This is a genomic window from Gordonia sp. SCSIO 19800, from assembly GCF_018132775.1.
In the GTDB taxonomy this organism is placed as follows: Bacteria; Actinomycetota; Actinomycetes; order Mycobacteriales; family Mycobacteriaceae; genus Gordonia; species Gordonia hongkongensis.
Map to the genome: position 1 here is coordinate 1 of NZ_JAGRQM010000022.1, position 18,325 is coordinate 18,325.

Sequence of the window (18,325 nt, forward strand, 5' to 3'; positions counted from 1 at the left end):
CGCAAACACGCTGCCGGTGCACTCATCAACCCAGCCTACCGAACAACGAGCTAGACAATTGCGAGACACACCACTAGCTCGGCCCCGATCGAGGCCGACGCGATCCGCGGCGCGATCGAAGAGGCCGGCTACCACCTGGCGCAGTAGCCGACGAGGGGCTGAAGTGTCTGCCCCACTGGCGACTTCAGCCTCTCCCGGGCGGCGTGGGTGTCGCCACCACCGATGACAGGAATCCAGCGATGAATGTTCCAACCAAGCTCGGCGTCTTCGCCGCGGCCCTGCTGATAGTTTTCGCTGCGGCGTACGCCATCGCCGCTGGTGTCGCTCCCGACAGGGCGTCGACCTCCCCGGCTGAGTCCGCCCATGCCGATCACAATGCTGCACCACAGTCGCGAACATCCGCCTCGTCTCCGGGGGCCGATCAGGTTCGCGGAGTTTCGATGGCAGCAGCCGGCTTCATCCTGGGGAATGTGGTGGCACCCCATGCGTCCGGGGTGCAGGCACCGCTGAGCTTTGAGATCCTCGACGCCGCCGGGGCCGCGGTCACCGACTTCGCCGCCGAGCACGACAAGCAGCTGCACCTGATCGTCGTCCGCGCGGATGGCACCCACTTCCGACACGTGCACCCCACTCTCTCGCCCGAAGGGCGCTGGACGCTGCCCTGGCAGTGGGCGACGGGAGGCAGCTACCGGATCTACGCCGACTTCGTGCCCGCCGCCACCGGCCAACCCCTCACCCTCACCAGCACCGTCGAAGTCAGCGGTGACTACCAGCCGGCCCCACCCGCCGCCGAATCACGACAGTCATCCGTCGACGGGTTCGACATCGGGCTGGCCGGTCATCTGCGCGCGGGCGTCGAGTCCGAACTGACCGTCACCGTGCGCCGAGCAGGACAACCGGTCACCACCCTGCAGCCGTATCTGGGCGCTTTCGGTCACTTGGTGGCCCTGCGACAGGGTGACCTGGCCTACCTGCATGTTCACCCTGAGGGCGCGGCACCGACTGCCGGTCAACTCGCGGGACCACAGGTCCGCTTCGCCACCACCGCCCCCACCCCGGGCCGCTATCTGCTCTACCTCGACTTCCAGGTCCAGGGCGCTGTGCATACCGCCACCTTCGTTCTCGACGTCCCCACCGGCGCCCCGGCCCCGACACCTGACTCCACGGCCCCCTCGGCCGATCCGCACGCCGGACACTAACTCGCTGACCAGCGCCACCCCGGGGCATTGCGCCGAGGCATTCACCCAACGAGGAACTCCCCCATGACCACCTCAGCTCCGATCCACCCACCTGCGGCCACCGCCGAGCAGACAGGCGCCGTCGATGTCGAACTCGCCGTGTCGGGCATGACGTGTGCATCGTGCGCGGCACGCATCGAACGCACACTGAACAAACTCGACGGAGTGAGCGCCTCGGTGAACTACGCCACCGAAAAAGCTCACGTCAGCGCACCCGCCGGTGTCGACCCACACCTGCTGATCGAGACCATCGAACAGGCCGGATACCACGCTGCGCTGCCCGCCACTCCCACCAAAGGTGCCGCCCCCGACGATGACCCTTCGGACGACGACGGGGAGCTCGTGGCCTTGCGTCACCGACTGATCGGTGCGGTGGTTCTCTCGGTACCGGTGATCGCGCTGGCAATGGTCCCGGCGTGGCAGTTCACCTACTGGCAGTGGGCGTCGTTGACGTTGGCCGCGCCAGTGATCGTGTGGGCGGCATGGCCGTTTCATCGCGCCGCGTTGCTCAACCTGCGCCACGGTGCGGCCACCATGGACACCCTCATCTCGGTCGGCACCACCGCGGCGCTGTTGTGGTCGTTGTATGCGTTGTTCTTCGGCACCGCCGGACAACCAGGCATGACCCACGGATTCACCCTGACGGTCAGCGCTTCTGACGGTGCAGGCAACATCTACCTTGAGGTAGCCGCGGGGGTCACGATGTTCGTCCTGGCCGGCCGATACTTCGAGAAGCGGTCCAAACGGCGCGCCGGTGCGGCGTTGCGGGCCTTGTTGGAGCTGGGCGCCAAAGACGTCACAGTGATCAGGGACGGCCACCAGCATCGGATCCCGATCGGCGAGCTCGCCATTGACGACGAGTTCAATGTGCGCCCCGGCGAGAAGATCGCCAGCGACGGTGTGGTGGTGTCCGGGACCTCGGCAGTCGATGCCAGCATGGTCACCGGCGAGTCGATGCCAGTCCAGGTCGCCCCCGCCGACACCGTGACCGGCGGAACGGTCAACGCCGGCGGGCACCTGCGGGTGCGGGCGACCCGCGTGGGAGCGGACACCCAACTCGCGCAAATGGCCGCGATGGTCGAACGCGCCCAGACCGGCAAAGCCCACGCCCAGCGACTGGCCGACCGGATCTCAAGTGTCTTCGTGCCGGTGGTCATCGCCGTCGCCATCGCTGTCCTCGGCGCGTGGATCGGCGCCGGCTATCCCCTGCAAGCGGCGTTCACCGCCGCGGTCGCTGTGCTGATCATCGCCTGCCCCTGCGCTCTGGGACTGGCCACCCCGACCGCACTTCTGGTCGGTACCGGCCGCGGAGCCCAACTCGGCATCGTGATCAAAGGCCCCGAAGTCCTCGAATCCACCCGAACCGTCGACACCGTTGTCCTCGACAAAACCGGCACGGTCACCACGGGACAGATGACACTCGTCCAGGTCACCACTGCTCCCTCCACCACTCGCGAAGACGTGCTCGCCCTCGCGGGGGCGGTGGAGAATGCCTCCGAGCACCCCGTCGCGGCCGCCATCGCTGCTGGTGCAGCCGCCGAAGTCGGGCCGCTCGACCAGGTCGACGACTTCCGCAACTTCGAAGGTCGAGGCGTGCGCGGTCTGGTCCAGGGACGTGTGGTCACCGTCGGGCGTCCGACGCTGCTGGCCGAACACCACATCGCCGTTGATGACCCCCACCTCAACGAGGCGCAGACCGCCGCCGAAGAAGCCGGACAGACCGCCGTACTCGTCGCCTGGGACGGCCGCGCCCATGCGGTCCTGGCGGTCGCCGATGCGATCAAACCCACCAGCGCACACGCCATCGCCCGGCTCGCCGCACTGGGTATGACGCCCATCCTGTTGACCGGCGACAACCAGACCGTCGCCGATGCCGTGGCCGCTGAGGTCGGTATCGACACCGTCATCGCTAACGTCTTGCCGGCCGACAAAGCCGCCGTCATCACCGACCTGCAATCCGACGGCAAGGTTGTGGCCATGATCGGCGACGGCGTCAACGACGCCGCTGCCCTGGCCCACGCCGATCTCGGGCTGGCGATGGGCACCGGCACCGACGCCGCCATGCATGCCGCTGACATCACCCTGGTCCGCGGCGACCTCAACGCTGCCGCCGACGCGATCGCCTTGGCACGCACCACTCTGAAAACGATCAAAATGAACCTGTTCTGGGCATTCGCCTACAACGTCGCCGCGATACCGCTGGCCGCGCTGGGACTGCTCAACCCCATGCTGGCCGGGGCCGCCATGGCGTTGTCCAGCGTGTTCGTCGTCAGCAACAGCCTGCGGCTGCGCGCCTTCACCAGCCCGCCCCACTCATCGTCCACAGTTCCACCCACCAACCCCTCGACGTATACCCCCAAGGGGTATAAGGTAGCGGCATGAACGAGCACTCTTCCCCTGAGCACGTCGGTCACGACGCCGCCGATGAACGCCACCACGGCCAACTCGCCGCAGCGTCACACAACCACCACGATCACCATGCTGAGCGCGCCCGCGCAGACCATGATCACGCTGGGCATGGGGGGCATGGTGATCACGCCGGGCAGTTCCGGCGGCTGTTCTGGATCATGGGTGCCCTGGCTGTGCCGGTCGTGGCCTTTTCGCCCATGTTCGCGATGCTCATCGGCTATGACCTACCCGATGGTGAAGTGTTGAAGTGGGTCTCACCGGTGCTGGGTACGGTGATGTACTGCTGGGGTGGGCGGCCGTTCCTGGTAGGCGCCTATTCAGAACTGCGGTCGCGTGCACCGGGAATGATGCTGTTGATCGCCTTGGCGATCACGGTGGCCTTCGTGGCGTCCTGGGGTGCGAGCATCGGTGTGTTGCACCACGAACTGGACTTCTGGTGGGAACTGGCGCTGCTCATCGTGATCATGCTGTTGGGGCATTGGATCGAGATGCGGTCGCTGGCCCAGACGACCTCGGCCCTGGACTCGCTGGCCGCGCTGCTGCCCGATGAGGCCGAACGCGTCGATGGCGACCAGATCACCACGGTTGCTCCCAGTGAGCTGCAGGTCGGAGATGTGGTGATCGTGCGCCCGGGGGCCAGCGTGCCGGCCGACGGTCGCGTCGTAGACGGCTCGGCCGAGCTCGATGAATCCATGGTCACCGGAGAATCGCGCACGGTGCGCCGCGGCATCGGCGATCAGGTGGTGGCCGGCACGGTGGCCACCGACTCGGGGCTGCGGGTCCAGATCACCGCCACCGGCGACGACACGGCGCTGGCCGGGATTCAGCGCCTGGTGGCAGACGCGCAGAACTCCACCTCCCGCGCCCAGCGGCTGGCCGATTCCGCTGCAGCGCTGCTGTTCTGGTTCGCGCTCGGCTCAGCGATCATCACCGCCATCGTGTGGACGGTCATCGGCCAACCCGACCAGGCGGTGATTCGAACCATCACCGTGCTGGTCATCGCCTGCCCACACGCACTCGGCTTGGCTATCCCCCTGGTGGTGGCCATTGCCACCGAACGCGCCGCCCGCGGCGGCGTGCTGGTCAAAGACCGGTTGGCACTTGAGGCCATGCGCACTGTGGATGCGGTGCTGTTCGACAAGACCGGAACCCTGACCAAGGGTGAGCCCACGGTCATCGAGATCGCGGCCGCCGACGGCGTCGATGAGGACACCGTGCTCACCCTGGCCGCCAGCGCCGAAGCCGACAGTGAGCACCCGCTGGCGCGAGCAATTGTCGCAGCTGCCGGAGACCGCGCGCGGCCGGTGCCGGCGGCCACCGACTTCACCTCGTCACCGGCGGTCGGTGTGACCGCTCGCGTCGAGGGCGCCACAGTGCGGGTGGGCGGGCCCCGCATGCTCGAGGAACAGGGCCATCAGGAACTGGCCATCGCTGATCGCTGGCGCGCCGACGGCGCAATCATCCTGCATGTCACCCGCGACACTGAGCTGATCGGAGCTCTCAAACTTGCTGATGAGGTGCGCGGGGAATCCCGCCAAGCCGTCGAGGCGCTGCACGCCCGCGGGGTCGAGGTTGTGATGATCACCGGCGACGCCGAAGCAGTGGCGCACACCGTCGCTCACGACCTCGGTATCGACCGGGTGTTCGCCGGTGTACGGCCGGAAGACAAAGCCAGCAAGGTGGCCGAACTGCAGCACGAAGGCCGCAAGGTGGCGATGGTGGGCGACGGCGTCAACGACGCCCCCGCCCTGGCCCAGGCCGATGTGGGCATCGCGATCGGGGCCGGCACCGACGTCGCGATCGCCTCGGCCGGGGTCATCCTCGCCAGCGACGACCCCCGCTCGGTGCTGTCGGTCATCGAGCTGTCGGACGCCAGCTACCGAAAAATGAAGCAGAACCTGTGGTGGGCAGCGGGATACAACCTGATCTCTGTACCGCTGGCCGCCGGAATTCTCGCGCCCATCGGGTTCGTCCTGCCGATGTCGGTCGGAGCGATTCTGATGTCAGCCTCGACGGTCGTGGTCGCACTCAACGCGCAACTGTTACGCCGACTCGACCTGCAGCCAGGCGCGAGTACAGTGCGTGCACTGCAGCACAACCGACCGAGATCCATTGAGAAGGTGAGTCCATGACCGCTGCGTCCGCACCGGGACAATCCTCCACCCCGGAAGAATCCTCTGCCTCGGAACACTCTTCCCACGGTTACATCAGCGACAAGGGCAAATACCTGGCCCGCCTCAAGCGCATCGAGGGGCAATCCCGAGGTATCTATCGGATGGTCGACGAGGAGCAGTACTGCATCGACATCCTGACCCAGATTTCGGCGCTGACCAAGGCACTGGAGGGGGTCGCGCTGGGTTTGCTCGACGACCATCTCACCCACTGTGTGCTCGATGCCGCCCACGCCGGCGGGGACGAGGCGCAGGAGAAGATCGCTGAAGCCTCGGCGGCCATCGCTCGCCTCGTTCGTTCCTGAGCCACCCACCACGCCGGGTTCGTCACAGGCGTCGTTCGCCGACCCACTGCGGCACCACCGGCCCCGGCGCGCGGGCGTCTGCATCAGCGGCCATCGCCAGAACCACCCCGCGATCGGCCAGCCACTGTGCCGGATCGACGTTGACTCCCGTCGGGTCGAGAACCTCGAAATGCAGATGCGGGCCGGTCGAGACCCCACGGTTGCCCACTGTGGCGATCGATTGGCCCATCCGTACTCGCGCGCCCTGCTCGAGCAGATTCTCGTCGTTGTGGCCGTAGGTGGTGATCGTGCCGTCATCGTGCCGGATCCGCATCCACAACCCGAACCCCTCGGCAGGTCCGGAGGTGATGACCTCCCCGTCAGCTACCGCGACAATCGGCGCGCCCAGATCATTGCCGATATCAATGCCCTGATGGCCCCGTCCGTCACCGAAGGTGGACGTGATCTCGCCCGCAGTCGGCGCCACCGCACCGCCACTACCGGGCAGCAGCGGTGTCGGCGTTCCGGGTTCCTGCGGCTGGGGGCCATGCGGCTCGTTCGGATCGTGCGGCACGATTGCGGCGATCAGGGTGGCTACCAGCCGAGCCAGCGGTAACGCGTCGATGATCCGGAACCCGTCTATCGGATCAATGAGCGAAAACGTGCCGAAGCACTGCAGTGCGGCTGCACTGCCCGCATCGCCGACGCTGCCCGACTGGGCCTGAGCGCCCAGGCAGGACGCCGTCTGCGTGATCGGCTTCCCCAAATTCGCAGCCGCGGCACCACCCAAAGCGGCCTTCACCGAGTCCTGCACGATCGCGATCAGCTCCCCGGCCACATGTCCATCGGTCGAGGCCGCCGCCGGTGCGGTGGCAATCACAGGCGCAACACCCACACACACCGCCGCTGCCACCCCCAGCGCTTTGGGGCCCCACTGCTGCCCCGCCTTGACCCGTAGCGATGTCAACACCATCTGCATGCGGTCGGACCTTTCCCGCGGACGTCGTAGACCCACGCACGAGTGCCATGCGTGTACCCGCGAGATCACACCACAAGTCACTTGTGCCCCACCAGTCACACGCGGCTCCACTACGAAGCGAACTAATCGGGCATTGGTGGCTTTGTTTGCGCAGTTCACCGCCCGTTTTGTGGGTGCGGGCAGGCGACTAACTACTATCGGTGTTAGTAGAATTGTTATCGAAGCGCCGCCGGGCGGTGGCGAAGTATCACTCTTGAGGAGGAGATCGATGAGAGTCACACGAACCGGTGTCGTCGTTGCTGCCGCGGCGGCTGTTCTGACAGTGGTGGCCGCGTGTTCGGACACCTCGACTGAGGATCATTCCTCGATGTCGGGGATGGGTACCAGCACGGTCAGTACCGAATCGTCAGCGGCGGCCTCTGCCGAACACAACAGCGCGGACATCTCGTTCGCCCAGCAGATGATCCCGCACCACACCCAGGCGATCATGATGAGCGGCATCCTGTTGGAGAAGGACAACATCAACCCCCAGGTCGTCAGTCTGGCCCAGCAGATCAAAGACGCTCAGCAGCCTGAGATCGAGCAGATGCAGTCGTGGCTGAAGCAATGGGGAGCCCCACTCGAGGGCCAGGGACACAACATGGACATGGGTACGTCGATGGCGCCGGGTTCCTCCCCGATGCCGTCGATGATGGGCATGATGTCGCCAGAACAGATGCAGCAGCTACGCGACGCGCAAGGAGCCGAGGCGTCGCGCCTGTTCCTGACGCAGATGATCGAACACCATCGCGGCGCCATCGCCATGGCCAAGACCGAGATTCAAGACGGCCAATCGCCCGAGGCGATCGCTCTGGCACGTCAGATCGTCACTGATCAGGAGAGCGAAATTGCGAGGATGCAGCAGCTTCTCAACAACCCCTAGCGGTCGGACCTGCCCGGGTCGGTCTCGGCTACACACACATCGCGATCACCATCGCCGAGACGACACCGGACACCGCTAGCGTGGTCGGCACCGCCACCACACCAGCCACCGCCGCGGCAGCACCCACATGATTACGTCGCGACCGGCACCGGTGACCGGAGTCCAAGCGGCTCAACCGAGGCCCCACCGACGACGAATCGCTGATCGACAACACACCCACCGGGCCCGCTACAGGTCCCGAACGGGCCAACGTTCCCAACGCCGAGCAGACCGCCCGCGCACCCACCAGCTGGGCCGCGCGGGCATCGGCGGCTTGCTCGACCAAGCCGGCGACCTCACGGCCCGCGCGGCTGAACAACGGAATCAGCGGGAACGCACGCCCGAGAGCGCGGGCCGCCAACACCACGGTGTGATGACGTTGCCGCCGGTGTGCGCGCTCATGAGCAACGACGGCATCGAGTTCCTCACCGGACAACGCCGCCTGCAACCCGGTCGTGGCGGCAATGCCGGCATCCTTGCCCGGCAGACAAAACGCCATCGGCCGCCCGTCGGCGAGCCACCACACATCGGGATAGCGCTCACTGCGGGCGCCCACCAACCGCAACGACTGAAGATACTCCTCACGAGCACCACGCATCCGCACCGCCGATCGCACCGCGATCGTCACCGCTCGGACAATCGCTGCCACGGTCACCACCGCCAGCACGCCACCAGAGATCGCTTCCACCCGCGGGGATGCGCCGTGTGACAACACCCGCAGACACGACACCACCTCAGACAACGAATGGATGCCGAAATGACCGGGAACCGCCAGCGTCACAACAGCTCCCACCCACAACAACGCAAACACGACCTGCGCGGCCGGCCAGGCCACCAACACCCAACGAGCATCGATACGGCCCTGCACCCGAACCATCCATCGAGGCCACAGCCAGCCCAGCACACCTGCGGCAACAACTAACACCACCGCTGCACTCATGGATGCTCACCCATCGTTCGCCTCGATCCTCGACGCCCGCCGTCGTGCTCGCTGAGACCCACGCTCAATACACCTTCCCGGCGGTCCGCCACCTGCACCACCAGCCAGTATGCCCCAGGGGCTCGTCCGTGACGCCGCAACTCCAGCACCCACCGCGCCGCCAATTACTAGGCCCTATAGTAGTTAGATGACGCGGGTTGACCCAGCCTGCGCGTACTAGTTCGAGGGATGCGCTGTGACCGAGAACCCGAGGGGGACGCACTCGCCCCCGGACGACCACCGTCGTCAGTATCTGCATGCCATGCGCGACGTCTACCGGGCACCCACGCCATACTCGGCCCACCAGTTCTTCCACCGCGCCCATCACTTCAGCGTCACCTCGAACCGACGCCGCCACCTCGCCGCACACATCGGTCTCGTCCGCCACCTCGCTGCGATCGGCGACCTCGCCGGGGCGCGTCACCACCTCGGTACCGTCCTTGCCTCCCTCGTCCTCCAAAGACATTGCGGCCAACAACCTTCGCAGGCTTCCATCCCCATCCAGAAGTCGTGACCACGACCACGACGCCCCAGAGGGCCAGGGTGGCTCTCTACCGACCCTCGATCCCGGTCTCGCCGCCACACCGAGCACACCATCCAGCGCCGCCACCACCGAACACGGCCCTATCCACACGAAAGTCCTAGCCGCTTGCCTGTCTCGAGCCTGTCCATCCGCACTGTTGCGGTCGTAGTCATCGCCACGCTGACTGTGCTGAGCGGTTGTGCCACCCAGGAACAACCCACATCCCCACCCCCGCCGGCAACCTCACCAGAGATAGTCGCAACACTGACCCCAGAACTCGACCACCTCCACGCCCTACACATCCGCGCCGACGGCACCATCCTCGCCGGAACTCACACCGGCGTAGTCGCCCTCACCGCAGACGGAACCACCAGCCGGGTCGGCGCCTCCGACGACGACTTCATGGGACTGACCGGGGTACCCGGCTCTGACCGGCTCTTCGCCTCCGGCCATCCCAGCCCGCGGAGCTCGGCACCCAACCCGCTGGGACTCGTCGCCAGCGAAGATGGCGGGCAGACATGGACACCGAGATCGGTGGCCGGCCAAATCGACTTCCACGCGCTCGCCACCAACGGACAACTACTCGTAGGCTTCGACGGAATCAACCGCCTGCTCGTATCGACCGACGACGGGACAAGCTGGAACACCGGCGCGTCCCTGGCCGCAGCAGCACTCACGATCACCGACCACGGCGTCTGGGCGACCACCCCCGCAGGGCTGCAACACAGCACCGACGACGCCCAGACCTTCACAATCGTCCCCGATGCGCCGGCCCTAGCCCTCCTGGCGGCCGCACCCGATGGCACGCTCTGGGGCATTGACACCGCCAACACCGTCTGGCGCAGCCCAGACGGCACACACTGGGAACAACGCAGCACCATCAGCAGTGTCACCGCGCTGGTCGCCAGAGACGCCGAAACTGCATACGCCGCAAACGGGCAATCGCTATACACGCTCAGCTAACGGACTCGTGGGGAGCAACGAAGGAAGGAGGCGACTGAGATCCGGAAGAGCGTTTAGATCTCGCCCACTCCTCGCGAGAACCGCCTAGGTCGCCCGGGCACCCCCCTCTGTCAGATCGCCTTGGGCGGGGACGGCCATCGAAGGCCCCGCCAATCGGCTGTCCTGGTAGCTGCAGTGATGACATAACGTAAAATCGGCGATGAACAAGGACGAGTGAAAACAGATGCGAGTCAGCACCTTTGGGTTCTGACCGTTCCCCCGATGCTAAGCAAAGATCACTACCCTGGGTTGGAGTGGCGCCACGTCAGTGGTTGCCGCCTGGCTCCCGAGTCCGTTGTCAGCTGGAACTCACACTGGGCGGGTTCTAGTCCGTAACGTACGGACTGAGCCTGTCTAGGCCCGCCCCCTGTTACTCGTCATACTTCAACACGTCTCGCTACCGGCTGAATGACGCAGGGGGAGAACACCTCTCACGGTGATGTGACATAAGTGTTGCCACTCACGTACCCCTAACCGTTGAAGGGTGGAAGGCCGAAATGTCGAAGCGCAATGAGGGTTGCGATGATCTCCACGATGGCGATGAGAAGCGCCGAGATCGCAATGCCAGCGCCGCGTTCGTACGGCCGTCTTTGGACTTCGGAGAACGCAATGAACGCGAACACAACAGTGACCGGGATCAGGCCCAGGAGCGCGGCGAACAGTGCGAGGCAGGCACAAAGGTTCGTCGTTTCTTCAGGTTTGGGCAAGTGGACTGGGTCCGCGGTGAGGGTGACGCGCGAGCCTTCGCGACGAGTTACGGGCACGCTACTGAGCCGTCCAATCGCCAAACGGCAGACCAACACTGAATAGCAACACGACCACAACCGCTATCTCAACGACAGCGATGACGATGGCAGCGACGGCTAAGCCGAAGCCTTGCTCGTGCGGTCGTCGTGCTGTCTCGCGGATCGCAATCCACGCGAGAACGATCGCGGCCGGCACAATTCCCGCGAGTGCCGCGAATAGTGCTGCGATGGCGCAACCGTTCGTCGTTTCATCAGGGTGATGGCCGTACGGGGTCACCTGCGTGCGTCCACGCGTCAGAGTGCTGCTCATGCGTATGCCGTCAGTGCAGCCGAAGTAGTTCGTCGTGGCGTTGTCATCGACACATAAAAGGGCACGTCTGAGTGTAGGTGCACCGCGCTGAGCCGCAGTACGTCGGATATACAACTCCTCGGCGTGCCGGTGCTTCTCGGCGTACATCGAACAGTTCTAGTTGGGACTGTGTCAGCTGGAGTGGTGGACGAATACCCTCCTGACTTCAGTGTGCCAAGGTCGTACCCCGTCCGACCATCCGCGCCTGGCTTGCCGGTGTCGGCATTCACCACCAGCGCTGCGAGGGAAGGCTCCCCCGCGTGATTGCACTCATCCGACAACGCGTCGAGGACGCGCGGCAACCTATTGCGTAGCTCGACTCCACTCATGCCGATCGCCGTTCCGAGCTCTTTATAAGTCAGCAACGTTCTACGCATTGCCGCGACAGTAAGCGCAGCTCGTGCTCGCGCGACCTCATCTTTCCAGTCTTTAGCCATTCCCCCAATGTAGGGCTGCGGCTAGCTGTGTGTACCGCGTCGGCGACGTCATCCAATGATCCGTGTCCCACCACGGCCCGGCCGGACCTTACACGACCGGTCGCGCGCGGGGCTAAGTTACTCGCCCTACATCAACACGTCCCGTTACCAATTAAGCAGCCAAGGTGCCGGACCTCCGCTGAACCTCGAAGCTGCGACGCGACCCATGTCGTCGTCCGACGAACGCATCGGCAACGACCTTGCCTCACGTTCCGATGAGTTCCTACTTTTACAGCGCAGCGGGCCGGCGTGATGAACATCCAGACGTCTCGTGCGCCGTCCAGTCGGCCGACAGGCGTGACGAACAATTTGGCGTCTTGTCCGCCGAACCCGACGCTAGCCGCTCTTAGGCCGATTCCTTGCCTATGTCGTCAACATGACCGCATGTTGTCTTTCGTCACGTGTGACGAAACGCATGTGTGGCCGCGCGTTGCGGCGAACCACCCGACAGGCTTTGTCGGAGTACAGCATCCGGAGTCTGTCGAGCGATGTGACAGTCGGCGACCAGGATGACCTACCATGCCTGTGGTCGGTCTGGTTCACCGTTCGCCCCGTCCGCCGGGCGTGTGCCCGCACACGAACCCGAATTCCGTTGAAATCAAACGACTGCTGCCGTCAGCAGTCGCCAACGCCACCGGTTCCGACGGTGAGTTTTCGCTGCCGAACCCACAGGGAGGGTAATTCCTATGCCGCACAATGAGTCACGGTCCGACCGGTCGTCGGTGGCGGACAGGGTCGCCCAGACCACCGGGGAAGCCATCCGCGCGGCGCGCGCCCACGACTCCGAGGCGTTCGGTGCCGCGACCGACCTTCTCGCGTTGCACCCCGAGTCACGGGAGGTGCATGCGCTCATGCTGCGCGAACTCCTCGAGACCGTGTTCCCCGATGGGCTGACCGGCGATGATGTGTCCGAGGTGATGACCAGCACCAGCCGTGCCGCCGCCTCGTGGACTTCCGCCGTCAGTCCCACAGCGGTAGCCCTCGTGCTGACCGGCGCGTTGGGAGTGGGCGACACCGCCGACCCCGATGCGCTGCCGTCCGCCGGCCTACTGGACGCCGAGACCACCGCCGCTGCCCTCGTGGTCATCACCGACCTCACGGCACGTGCCGATGTCGACCCGATGGAGTACGTGACCCGAGCTGTGGACGAGATTCGTCGCACCCAGACAATGGAGATGCCTTGATCGGTGGTCACACGGTGACCGCGAGCCGCCTGTCGTGTTGGATGACGACCTGCACGCGGGACCGACTGCGAGGGCCCAGCGGGGTCGAACGCACCTACGTGCAGAGGCGAACCTCGACTAGATGACCTGTGCTGTCATCAGCTCGCGACGCGTATGACGACCTTGCCGCGCACGTGACCGGACTGGCTCCGCTCGTGCGCGTCGGAGGCATCAGCGAGATCGAACACCTCCGCGATCTCCGGCGTGAGATCGCCTGCGTCGGCGAGTCGGGCGAGTTCGGCAAGATCCGCGGGGTCGGGACGCACCCAGACGCAGTGGCCGCCGAACTCGTCGCGCGCCCGCGCGTCGGTGATCGAGGCGACCGTGCCGCCGTCGCGCAACACGTCCTCGACCGAGTCGAGTGCGTCGCCGCCCACGTAGTCGAGGATGACGTCGACACCCTGGGGCTCGAGTGCCCGTACCCGGTCGGTGAGGCCCTCGCCATACGTCGTGGGCTCGGCGCCCAGACTGCGGAGATAGTCGTGGTTCGACTCCGAGGCCGTCCCGATCACGCGTGCGCCCAGGGACCGGGCGATCTGCACGGCGAACGTTCCGACTCCGCCCGCGGCGGCGTGAACCAGCACGGTGTTTCCGGACTGAACTCCTGCCCGGCGGATGGTCTGCAGAGCGGTGAGACCGGCCAGCGGGAGCGCCGCAGCCTCTTCGAAGGACCAGTTCGACGGCTTGTGTGCCAGGGTGCGCACCGGGGCGGCGACGAACTCGGCGAACGTCCCGCCCGCCACTTCCCCACCGACGACGTCCTTACGGACGTAACCGAACACTTCGTCGCCGACCTGGAACTCAGGTGTGTCCAGGCCGACCTGCTCGACCACTCCCGCGACGTCCCAGCCCGGGACCACCGGGAAGACGGTGTCCATGATCTCGGCGAGATAGCCCTCGCGAACCTTCCAGTCCACGGGATTCACACTGGAGGCGCGGACGCGCACCAGCACGGAGTCGGGTCCGACTTTGGGCGTGGGCAGGTCGGTCAGTTCCAGGACGTCGGGACCGCCGAAGCGGTCATAAGTGATTGCTCGCATGGTGGCACCAACGGGACGCTCGTCGGAATGATTCCAACAGCTCGGCGATGTCTGCTGACGTCCCATCGTCGTGATGCGTACCGAATGCGCCCGTTATCCGGCAGGCCGGGACGTGGTCCATCGCGGGAACAACCAGCGCAATCCCGGCCCGAGCCTGCTGGACGAAGCCCGGTCGCAGCATGAAAAACATTGTGCCGTAGTGTTTTCACCCGTGAATTTCGCTGCTGCCGACGCCATCGTGACCGACTCCACTACCCACGCCTGCGTGTGGTGCTCATCCAGCGACGACATCGCCGAACTCCGCGGCGAACCGCGGTGCGGGCGCTGCCGCGCGGCAGAACAGACCATAGCGGCGGCCCGCGAGTTCGTCGGCTTCTATGGTCTGCGACCCTTGGGCGCGTCAATGACGTCGGACGACGACGAAGAACGCGAACACCGGGTGGCGGCCCGTGACGCCTGGGCAGTGCTGAATCGGACCCGCACACAGCCCCCACCGCGCGTCCGGTCCGGCCGGCGCGGTGTCACACGATCCGCGTCCACCACCACAAACAAGGACGGCAGCACAACGGCTCGCAAAGCCAAGAACGTCGGGGCCGGAAGCGCCCGCCCTGCGGACGTCTCCCGACCCGACCACGAGGAGCTCATGAGCCGCGCGCAGTCCTTGCTGGCGCAGCTCGCCGAGATCGAGGAACGGCTGGCAGTCGCGCAGACGGACCCCGGACTGAGCGGCAAGGCCAAGGCGAGCGACTTGACCGCCAAGCGCGATTCGGTGCTGCGTACGCTCGCCGCTCTGGAAAAGGCCAAGCGGGCCCTGGAGCCGGCCTGAGTTCTCACGTGCCAGGACGGTTGTGATCCGAAAGGCGATGAACCGTTCCCCGATCCTCCTCACGGAGTAGCGAACGGGAAAGCGCGGTCCACAGCGATTCCACCGTCACCGCCACAGCGACACGATCAGGACGAGGGTGAGCAGCTTCAGGGCCCAATCCCCGAGGTGTACAGCTGCCGCGGACAGGGCCGTTCCCTCGTGGAAGACCGCGCCCGCGAACAGTACCAACGGGATGAGGAACAGCCCCGCGGCGAGCAGAAGTGCACCGGTGGCATCCGGATCGAGTTGCGCGACCAGACCGGCGACGAGGAGTACGAGCAGTGCGTTGCGGATGAGTTCGACAACCGGCGTCGCCCAGGTCGGTCGGTGTACTTCCGCCGCGGCGGGTGCACCCACGACGCCGTAGTACACACCGCTCACCAGGAACGCGGCGACCGCTGCGGCCACGCACGCCAGTACGTTCACGCTGCCCAATGTCTCATCCGATCGGTAGGTGCAGGGTCTGACACCACCCCGATACAACACTCATCGGTGGTAGAAGTGTTGCCCCGACCCAAAGCCCACGCGTGCGTCGGCTTCTCAGTCGGCACCGACTCCGGAGAAGAACGTCCGGACGGCGACATCGGCGGCGCGGCGACGCGACATCACCCCGCCGGCGATCGAGACCGCACCGACAAAACAGAGTGAATAGAACACCCCGGCCAGCCATCTCGTTTCGAGATCACCGGCGATGGCACCGTCTTTCTGCGCCCGAGAAAGGACCTCCGGAAGCATCTGGTCCTCTTCCTCAGCCCACTCCGGGTGGCCGTCGAACCGGTGTGGGTCGGCGAACAGGAACACGATGACGTCGTCGATGCCGATGATCACCCGCATCAGCGATTCGAGTGCTGCGCGAGCCGATTCGCACCCGTCGACCGCTTCGCTCGCCTGCCGCTCGAGAACGCTCCTCGCCTCGACGAGCGCCGCATCGACGAGAGACTGACGGTCGGGGAAGTGGCGGTGCAAGGTGCTGCGGCTGACGTCCGCCCGGTCGGCGATGTCGCCCAGGGACGTCGAGAAATCAGTTGCCCACGCCGCGATGGCGGCTGACACTATGGCCTGTCGGGTGCGCAGGCGCACGCCCGAGACGGCAGCCGGTTCCGGCGCATCGTTCACCTGGCCGAGACTATCCACCACACTCGGGTCTCTGCAACACACTTGATTGAAAATGGGACATCGATGTGTCATTGTAGAGCTTGCATGTTCCGCTCGGGAGGGCTCACACCATGACGACTTCGACAACCGCGGCCGATCCCGGGCAGACCCCGGATATGCCCATGCGCGCCAAACTCGTGATCCTCTGGGACTACATACGCCCCTACCGGGGCGTCCTTGCCGTGGGCGTCGTCCTCGGGTTGCTCGGCACCGCTGCCGAACTCGCGACCCCGCTGGTCACGAAGTGGGTGCTCGACGGTCTTGCCGTGTCGGAATCTCTGGCGGCGCCGATCACCGTGTTGGCCGTGTTGCTCGTCGCCGGGTCGGTGATCGGTCTGATCCAGACGATCATGCTGGGGACCCTGGCCGAACGCATCATCCTCGCCACCCGCACCGGACTGATCGGTCACCTGCTCCGCGTCGAGGTCCCCGAGCTCGCCCGTAGGTCGAGCGGCGAGATGGTCGCGCGCGTCACCTCCGACACCCTGCTGATCCGCGAAGCGACGACGTCGAGCATTGTCAACGGTGTCAACGGTTTCGTCGGTATGGTCGGCGCGCTGGTACTGATGGCGTTTCTGGACCTCCCGCTGTTCGCGACCACGATGGTCGTCGTGGTCATGGTCGGGATCGCCGCCGCCGTACTGATGCCGGGGTTGGCGAAGGCGCAGCAGGACGCGCAGGCCGAGATCGGTTTCCTGGGTGGCCGATTGGAGGGGATTCTTCGATCGATTCGCACCGTCAAGGCGAGTCGGGCCGAGGCGCGGGAATCCGACCGGATCGGAGAGTTTGCGCACCGGTCGGCGAGCAAGGGAATCCGGGCCGTGCGTATCGAAGCATGGGCCTGGACGATCACCGGGTCCGGGATCAATCTGGCGGTGATGGTCGTCCTGGCGTTCGGGGCCTGGCGCGTCGCCGACGGTTCGATGGCCGTCAGTACTCTGATCGCATTCCTGCTCTACGGATTCCAACTGATGATGCCTGTCTCGCTGCTCACCCAGAGTGTCACGGCCTTACAGTCGGGATTGGCCGCGGCTGCGCGGATTGCCGAGATCTCCGACCTGCGAACCGAATCCGACGACGAGGTGGTGGCGAATCGCACGTCGGCTCGGGTCGACCGGACCGCGTCCGCACTCGAACTGCGCGACGTGGTGTACCGATACGCACCAGACTCCCCCGCTGCGCTCAACGGCATTGACCTGACGATCCCGCGCCGCGGACACACTGCCATCGTCGGACCGTCGGGTGCCGGGAAGACGACCATCTTCTCCCTCTTCCTGAAGTTCCTACGACCGGATCGCGGCGAGATCGTGCTCGACGGCCGGGCGCTCGACCAGTGGACACTCCACGACCTGCGAGCACGCATCGCCTACGTGGAGCAGGACACCCCTCTGGTCCCCGGAACGGTCCGCGACAACCTCGTCTACGCGGCGCCCGAGGCGACAGACGACGAGGTGTGGCGTGCCCTGTCGGCCGTACGGATGGATGAGCGTGTCCATTCCATGCCCGACGGCCTACTCACCGACGTGACCACGTCAACGCTGTCGGGCGGGGAACGGCAACGGATCGCGCTCGCCCGCGCGCTGGTGGTCGACCCAGAACTCCTCCTGCTCGACGAGGTGACCGCGCAACTCGACGGGTTGACCGAGGCGGCTGTGGCCGAGGGCATCCGTCGACAGGCCACTCGCGGAGCCGTCGTCACCATCGCGCATCGGCTCTCGACGATCATGGACGCCGACCAGATCGTCGTCCTCGAAGCCGGTCGGGTGCGGGCGGTCGGCAACCATCGGAGCCTGCTCGCCACCGATGAGCTCTACCGAGAACTGGTGGCCGCCATGCGTATCGACACCGACGTGGACGCTGCCGAGCTGAATTGATCCGACACCCGCCCACCCGGCACAGGCCGGGTGGGCGGGTGTCGGGCCGGC

17 protein-coding genes are annotated in these 18,325 nt (G+C 65.8%); 10 read left to right on the forward strand and 7 right to left on the reverse strand.

Annotated features, from left to right (window positions below; genetic code table 11):
• Positions 1-239 precede the first annotated feature (239 nt).
• The 4 genes from KB201_RS20130 to KB201_RS20145 all read left to right on the forward strand — a co-directional run bounded on the left by KB201_RS20130 (position 240) and on the right by KB201_RS20145 (position 6,123).
• A complete protein-coding gene (locus tag KB201_RS20130; RefSeq protein WP_005195302.1) occupies positions 240-1,199 on the forward strand; it encodes a hypothetical protein in 960 nt (319 codons plus the stop codon).
• A gap of 63 nt (positions 1,200-1,262) precedes the next feature.
• Positions 1,263-3,620 carry a cation-translocating P-type ATPase gene (locus KB201_RS20135; protein WP_211540215.1) on the forward strand — a complete coding sequence of 786 codons (2,358 nt, stop codon included), beginning with the start codon at positions 1,263-1,265 and terminating at the stop codon, positions 3,618-3,620.
• Complete coding sequence (locus tag KB201_RS20140) at positions 3,617-5,779, forward strand: heavy metal translocating P-type ATPase (protein ID WP_211540217.1); 2,163 nt, start codon at positions 3,617-3,619, stop codon at positions 5,777-5,779. Before KB201_RS20135 ends, KB201_RS20140 begins: the two co-directional genes overlap by 4 nt.
• Complete coding sequence (locus tag KB201_RS20145) at positions 5,776-6,123, forward strand: metal-sensitive transcriptional regulator (RefSeq protein ID WP_005195356.1); 348 nt, start codon at positions 5,776-5,778, stop codon at positions 6,121-6,123. The genes KB201_RS20140 and KB201_RS20145 overlap by 4 nt, the downstream gene beginning before the upstream one ends.
• A 22-nt stretch (positions 6,124-6,145) precedes the next feature.
• Here KB201_RS20145 and KB201_RS20150 read toward each other — a convergent pair whose 3' ends face one another.
• Positions 6,146-7,081, reverse strand: a complete 936-nt coding sequence (locus KB201_RS20150; protein WP_159372045.1) for a M23 family metallopeptidase — start codon at positions 7,079-7,081, stop codon at positions 6,146-6,148.
• A gap of 268 nt (positions 7,082-7,349) precedes the next feature.
• Between KB201_RS20150 and KB201_RS20155 the strand changes: the two genes are divergently transcribed.
• A complete protein-coding gene (locus tag KB201_RS20155) occupies positions 7,350-8,003 on the forward strand; it encodes a DUF305 domain-containing protein (RefSeq protein ID WP_078114157.1) in 654 nt (217 codons plus the stop codon).
• A 28-nt stretch (positions 8,004-8,031) separates the two neighbouring features.
• On the opposite strand, the gene KB201_RS20160 is transcribed toward KB201_RS20155, so the two are convergent.
• Positions 8,032-8,982: a M56 family metallopeptidase gene (locus KB201_RS20160; RefSeq protein WP_074848797.1), complete on the reverse strand. Its 951-nt coding sequence runs from the start codon at positions 8,980-8,982 to the stop codon at positions 8,032-8,034.
• A gap of 235 nt (positions 8,983-9,217) precedes the next feature.
• On the opposite strand from KB201_RS20160, the gene KB201_RS20165 reads away from it, so the two are divergent.
• Both KB201_RS20165 and KB201_RS20170 read left to right on the forward strand, forming a co-directional pair.
• Entirely contained in the window at positions 9,218-9,535 is a 318-nt protein-coding gene (locus tag KB201_RS20165; RefSeq protein ID WP_058252957.1) for a hypothetical protein, read from the forward strand.
• A gap of 135 nt (positions 9,536-9,670) precedes the next feature.
• Positions 9,671-10,507: a F510_1955 family glycosylhydrolase gene (locus KB201_RS20170; RefSeq protein ID WP_074848798.1), complete on the forward strand. Its 837-nt coding sequence runs from the start codon at positions 9,671-9,673 to the stop codon at positions 10,505-10,507.
• Positions 10,508-11,016: 509 nt separating this feature from the next.
• On the opposite strand, the gene KB201_RS20175 is transcribed toward KB201_RS20170, so the two are convergent.
• Positions 11,017-11,253, reverse strand: a complete 237-nt coding sequence (locus KB201_RS20175) for a hypothetical protein (protein WP_074852728.1) — start codon at positions 11,251-11,253, stop codon at positions 11,017-11,019.
• Between the two features lie 58 nt (positions 11,254-11,311).
• Positions 11,312-11,749, reverse strand: a complete 438-nt coding sequence (locus tag KB201_RS20180; RefSeq protein WP_084811750.1) for a hypothetical protein — start codon at positions 11,747-11,749, stop codon at positions 11,312-11,314.
• Between the two features lie 1,054 nt (positions 11,750-12,803).
• Here KB201_RS20180 and KB201_RS20185 point away from each other — a divergent pair.
• Positions 12,804-13,301 (forward strand): hypothetical protein, encoded by a 498-nt coding sequence (locus KB201_RS20185; protein WP_058250554.1) that lies wholly within the window; start codon positions 12,804-12,806, stop codon positions 13,299-13,301.
• Positions 13,302-13,438: 137 nt separating this feature from the next.
• Here the strand turns inward: KB201_RS20185 and KB201_RS20190 are convergent, their stop codons facing one another.
• A complete protein-coding gene (locus KB201_RS20190) occupies positions 13,439-14,380 on the reverse strand; it encodes an NADP-dependent oxidoreductase (RefSeq protein ID WP_058250553.1) in 942 nt (313 codons plus the stop codon).
• Positions 14,381-14,618: 238 nt separating this feature from the next.
• On the opposite strand from KB201_RS20190, the gene KB201_RS20195 reads away from it, so the two are divergent.
• Positions 14,619-15,206 carry a hypothetical protein gene (locus KB201_RS20195; RefSeq protein ID WP_175404278.1) on the forward strand — a complete coding sequence of 196 codons (588 nt, stop codon included), beginning with the start codon at positions 14,619-14,621 and terminating at the stop codon, positions 15,204-15,206.
• Between the two features lie 105 nt (positions 15,207-15,311).
• Here KB201_RS20195 and KB201_RS20200 read toward each other — a convergent pair whose 3' ends face one another.
• Complete coding sequence (locus KB201_RS20200; protein ID WP_223258902.1) at positions 15,312-15,671, reverse strand: hypothetical protein; 360 nt, start codon at positions 15,669-15,671, stop codon at positions 15,312-15,314.
• A 114-nt stretch (positions 15,672-15,785) separates the two neighbouring features.
• Positions 15,786-16,361, reverse strand: coding sequence for a TetR/AcrR family transcriptional regulator (locus KB201_RS20205; protein WP_058250550.1), 576 nt, complete (start codon positions 16,359-16,361; stop codon positions 15,786-15,788).
• 110 nt (positions 16,362-16,471) lie between these two features.
• Here KB201_RS20205 and KB201_RS20210 point away from each other — a divergent pair, with 110 nt between their 5' ends.
• Positions 16,472-18,274: an ABC transporter ATP-binding protein gene (locus KB201_RS20210; RefSeq protein WP_068970859.1), complete on the forward strand. Its 1,803-nt coding sequence runs from the start codon at positions 16,472-16,474 to the stop codon at positions 18,272-18,274.
• The last annotated feature ends 51 nt before the right edge of the window (positions 18,275-18,325 follow it).

What these genes read in the sequence shown, in the direction of transcription:
- KB201_RS20130 (WP_005195302.1), top strand. Translation starts at nt 240, where the DNA reads ATGAATGTTCCAACCAAGCTCGGCGTCTTCGCCGCGGCCCTGCTGATA.
- KB201_RS20135 (WP_211540215.1), top strand. Translation starts at nt 1,263, where the DNA reads ATGACCACCTCAGCTCCGATCCACCCACCTGCGGCCACCGCCGAGCAG.
- KB201_RS20140 (WP_211540217.1), top strand. Translation starts at nt 3,617, where the DNA reads ATGAACGAGCACTCTTCCCCTGAGCACGTCGGTCACGACGCCGCCGAT.
- KB201_RS20145 (WP_005195356.1), top strand. Translation starts at nt 5,776, where the DNA reads ATGACCGCTGCGTCCGCACCGGGACAATCCTCCACCCCGGAAGAATCC.
- KB201_RS20150 (WP_159372045.1), bottom strand. Translation starts at nt 7,081, where the DNA reads ATGCAGATGGTGTTGACATCGCTACGGGTCAAGGCGGGGCAGCAGTGG.
- KB201_RS20155 (WP_078114157.1), top strand. Translation starts at nt 7,350, where the DNA reads ATGAGAGTCACACGAACCGGTGTCGTCGTTGCTGCCGCGGCGGCTGTT.
- KB201_RS20160 (WP_074848797.1), bottom strand. Translation starts at nt 8,982, where the DNA reads ATGAGTGCAGCGGTGGTGTTAGTTGTTGCCGCAGGTGTGCTGGGCTGG.
- KB201_RS20180 (WP_084811750.1), bottom strand. Translation starts at nt 11,749, where the DNA reads ATGTACGCCGAGAAGCACCGGCACGCCGAGGAGTTGTATATCCGACGT.
- KB201_RS20185 (WP_058250554.1), top strand. Translation starts at nt 12,804, where the DNA reads ATGCCGCACAATGAGTCACGGTCCGACCGGTCGTCGGTGGCGGACAGG.
- KB201_RS20190 (WP_058250553.1), bottom strand. Translation starts at nt 14,380, where the DNA reads ATGCGAGCAATCACTTATGACCGCTTCGGCGGTCCCGACGTCCTGGAA.
- KB201_RS20210 (WP_068970859.1), top strand. Translation starts at nt 16,472, where the DNA reads ATGACGACTTCGACAACCGCGGCCGATCCCGGGCAGACCCCGGATATG.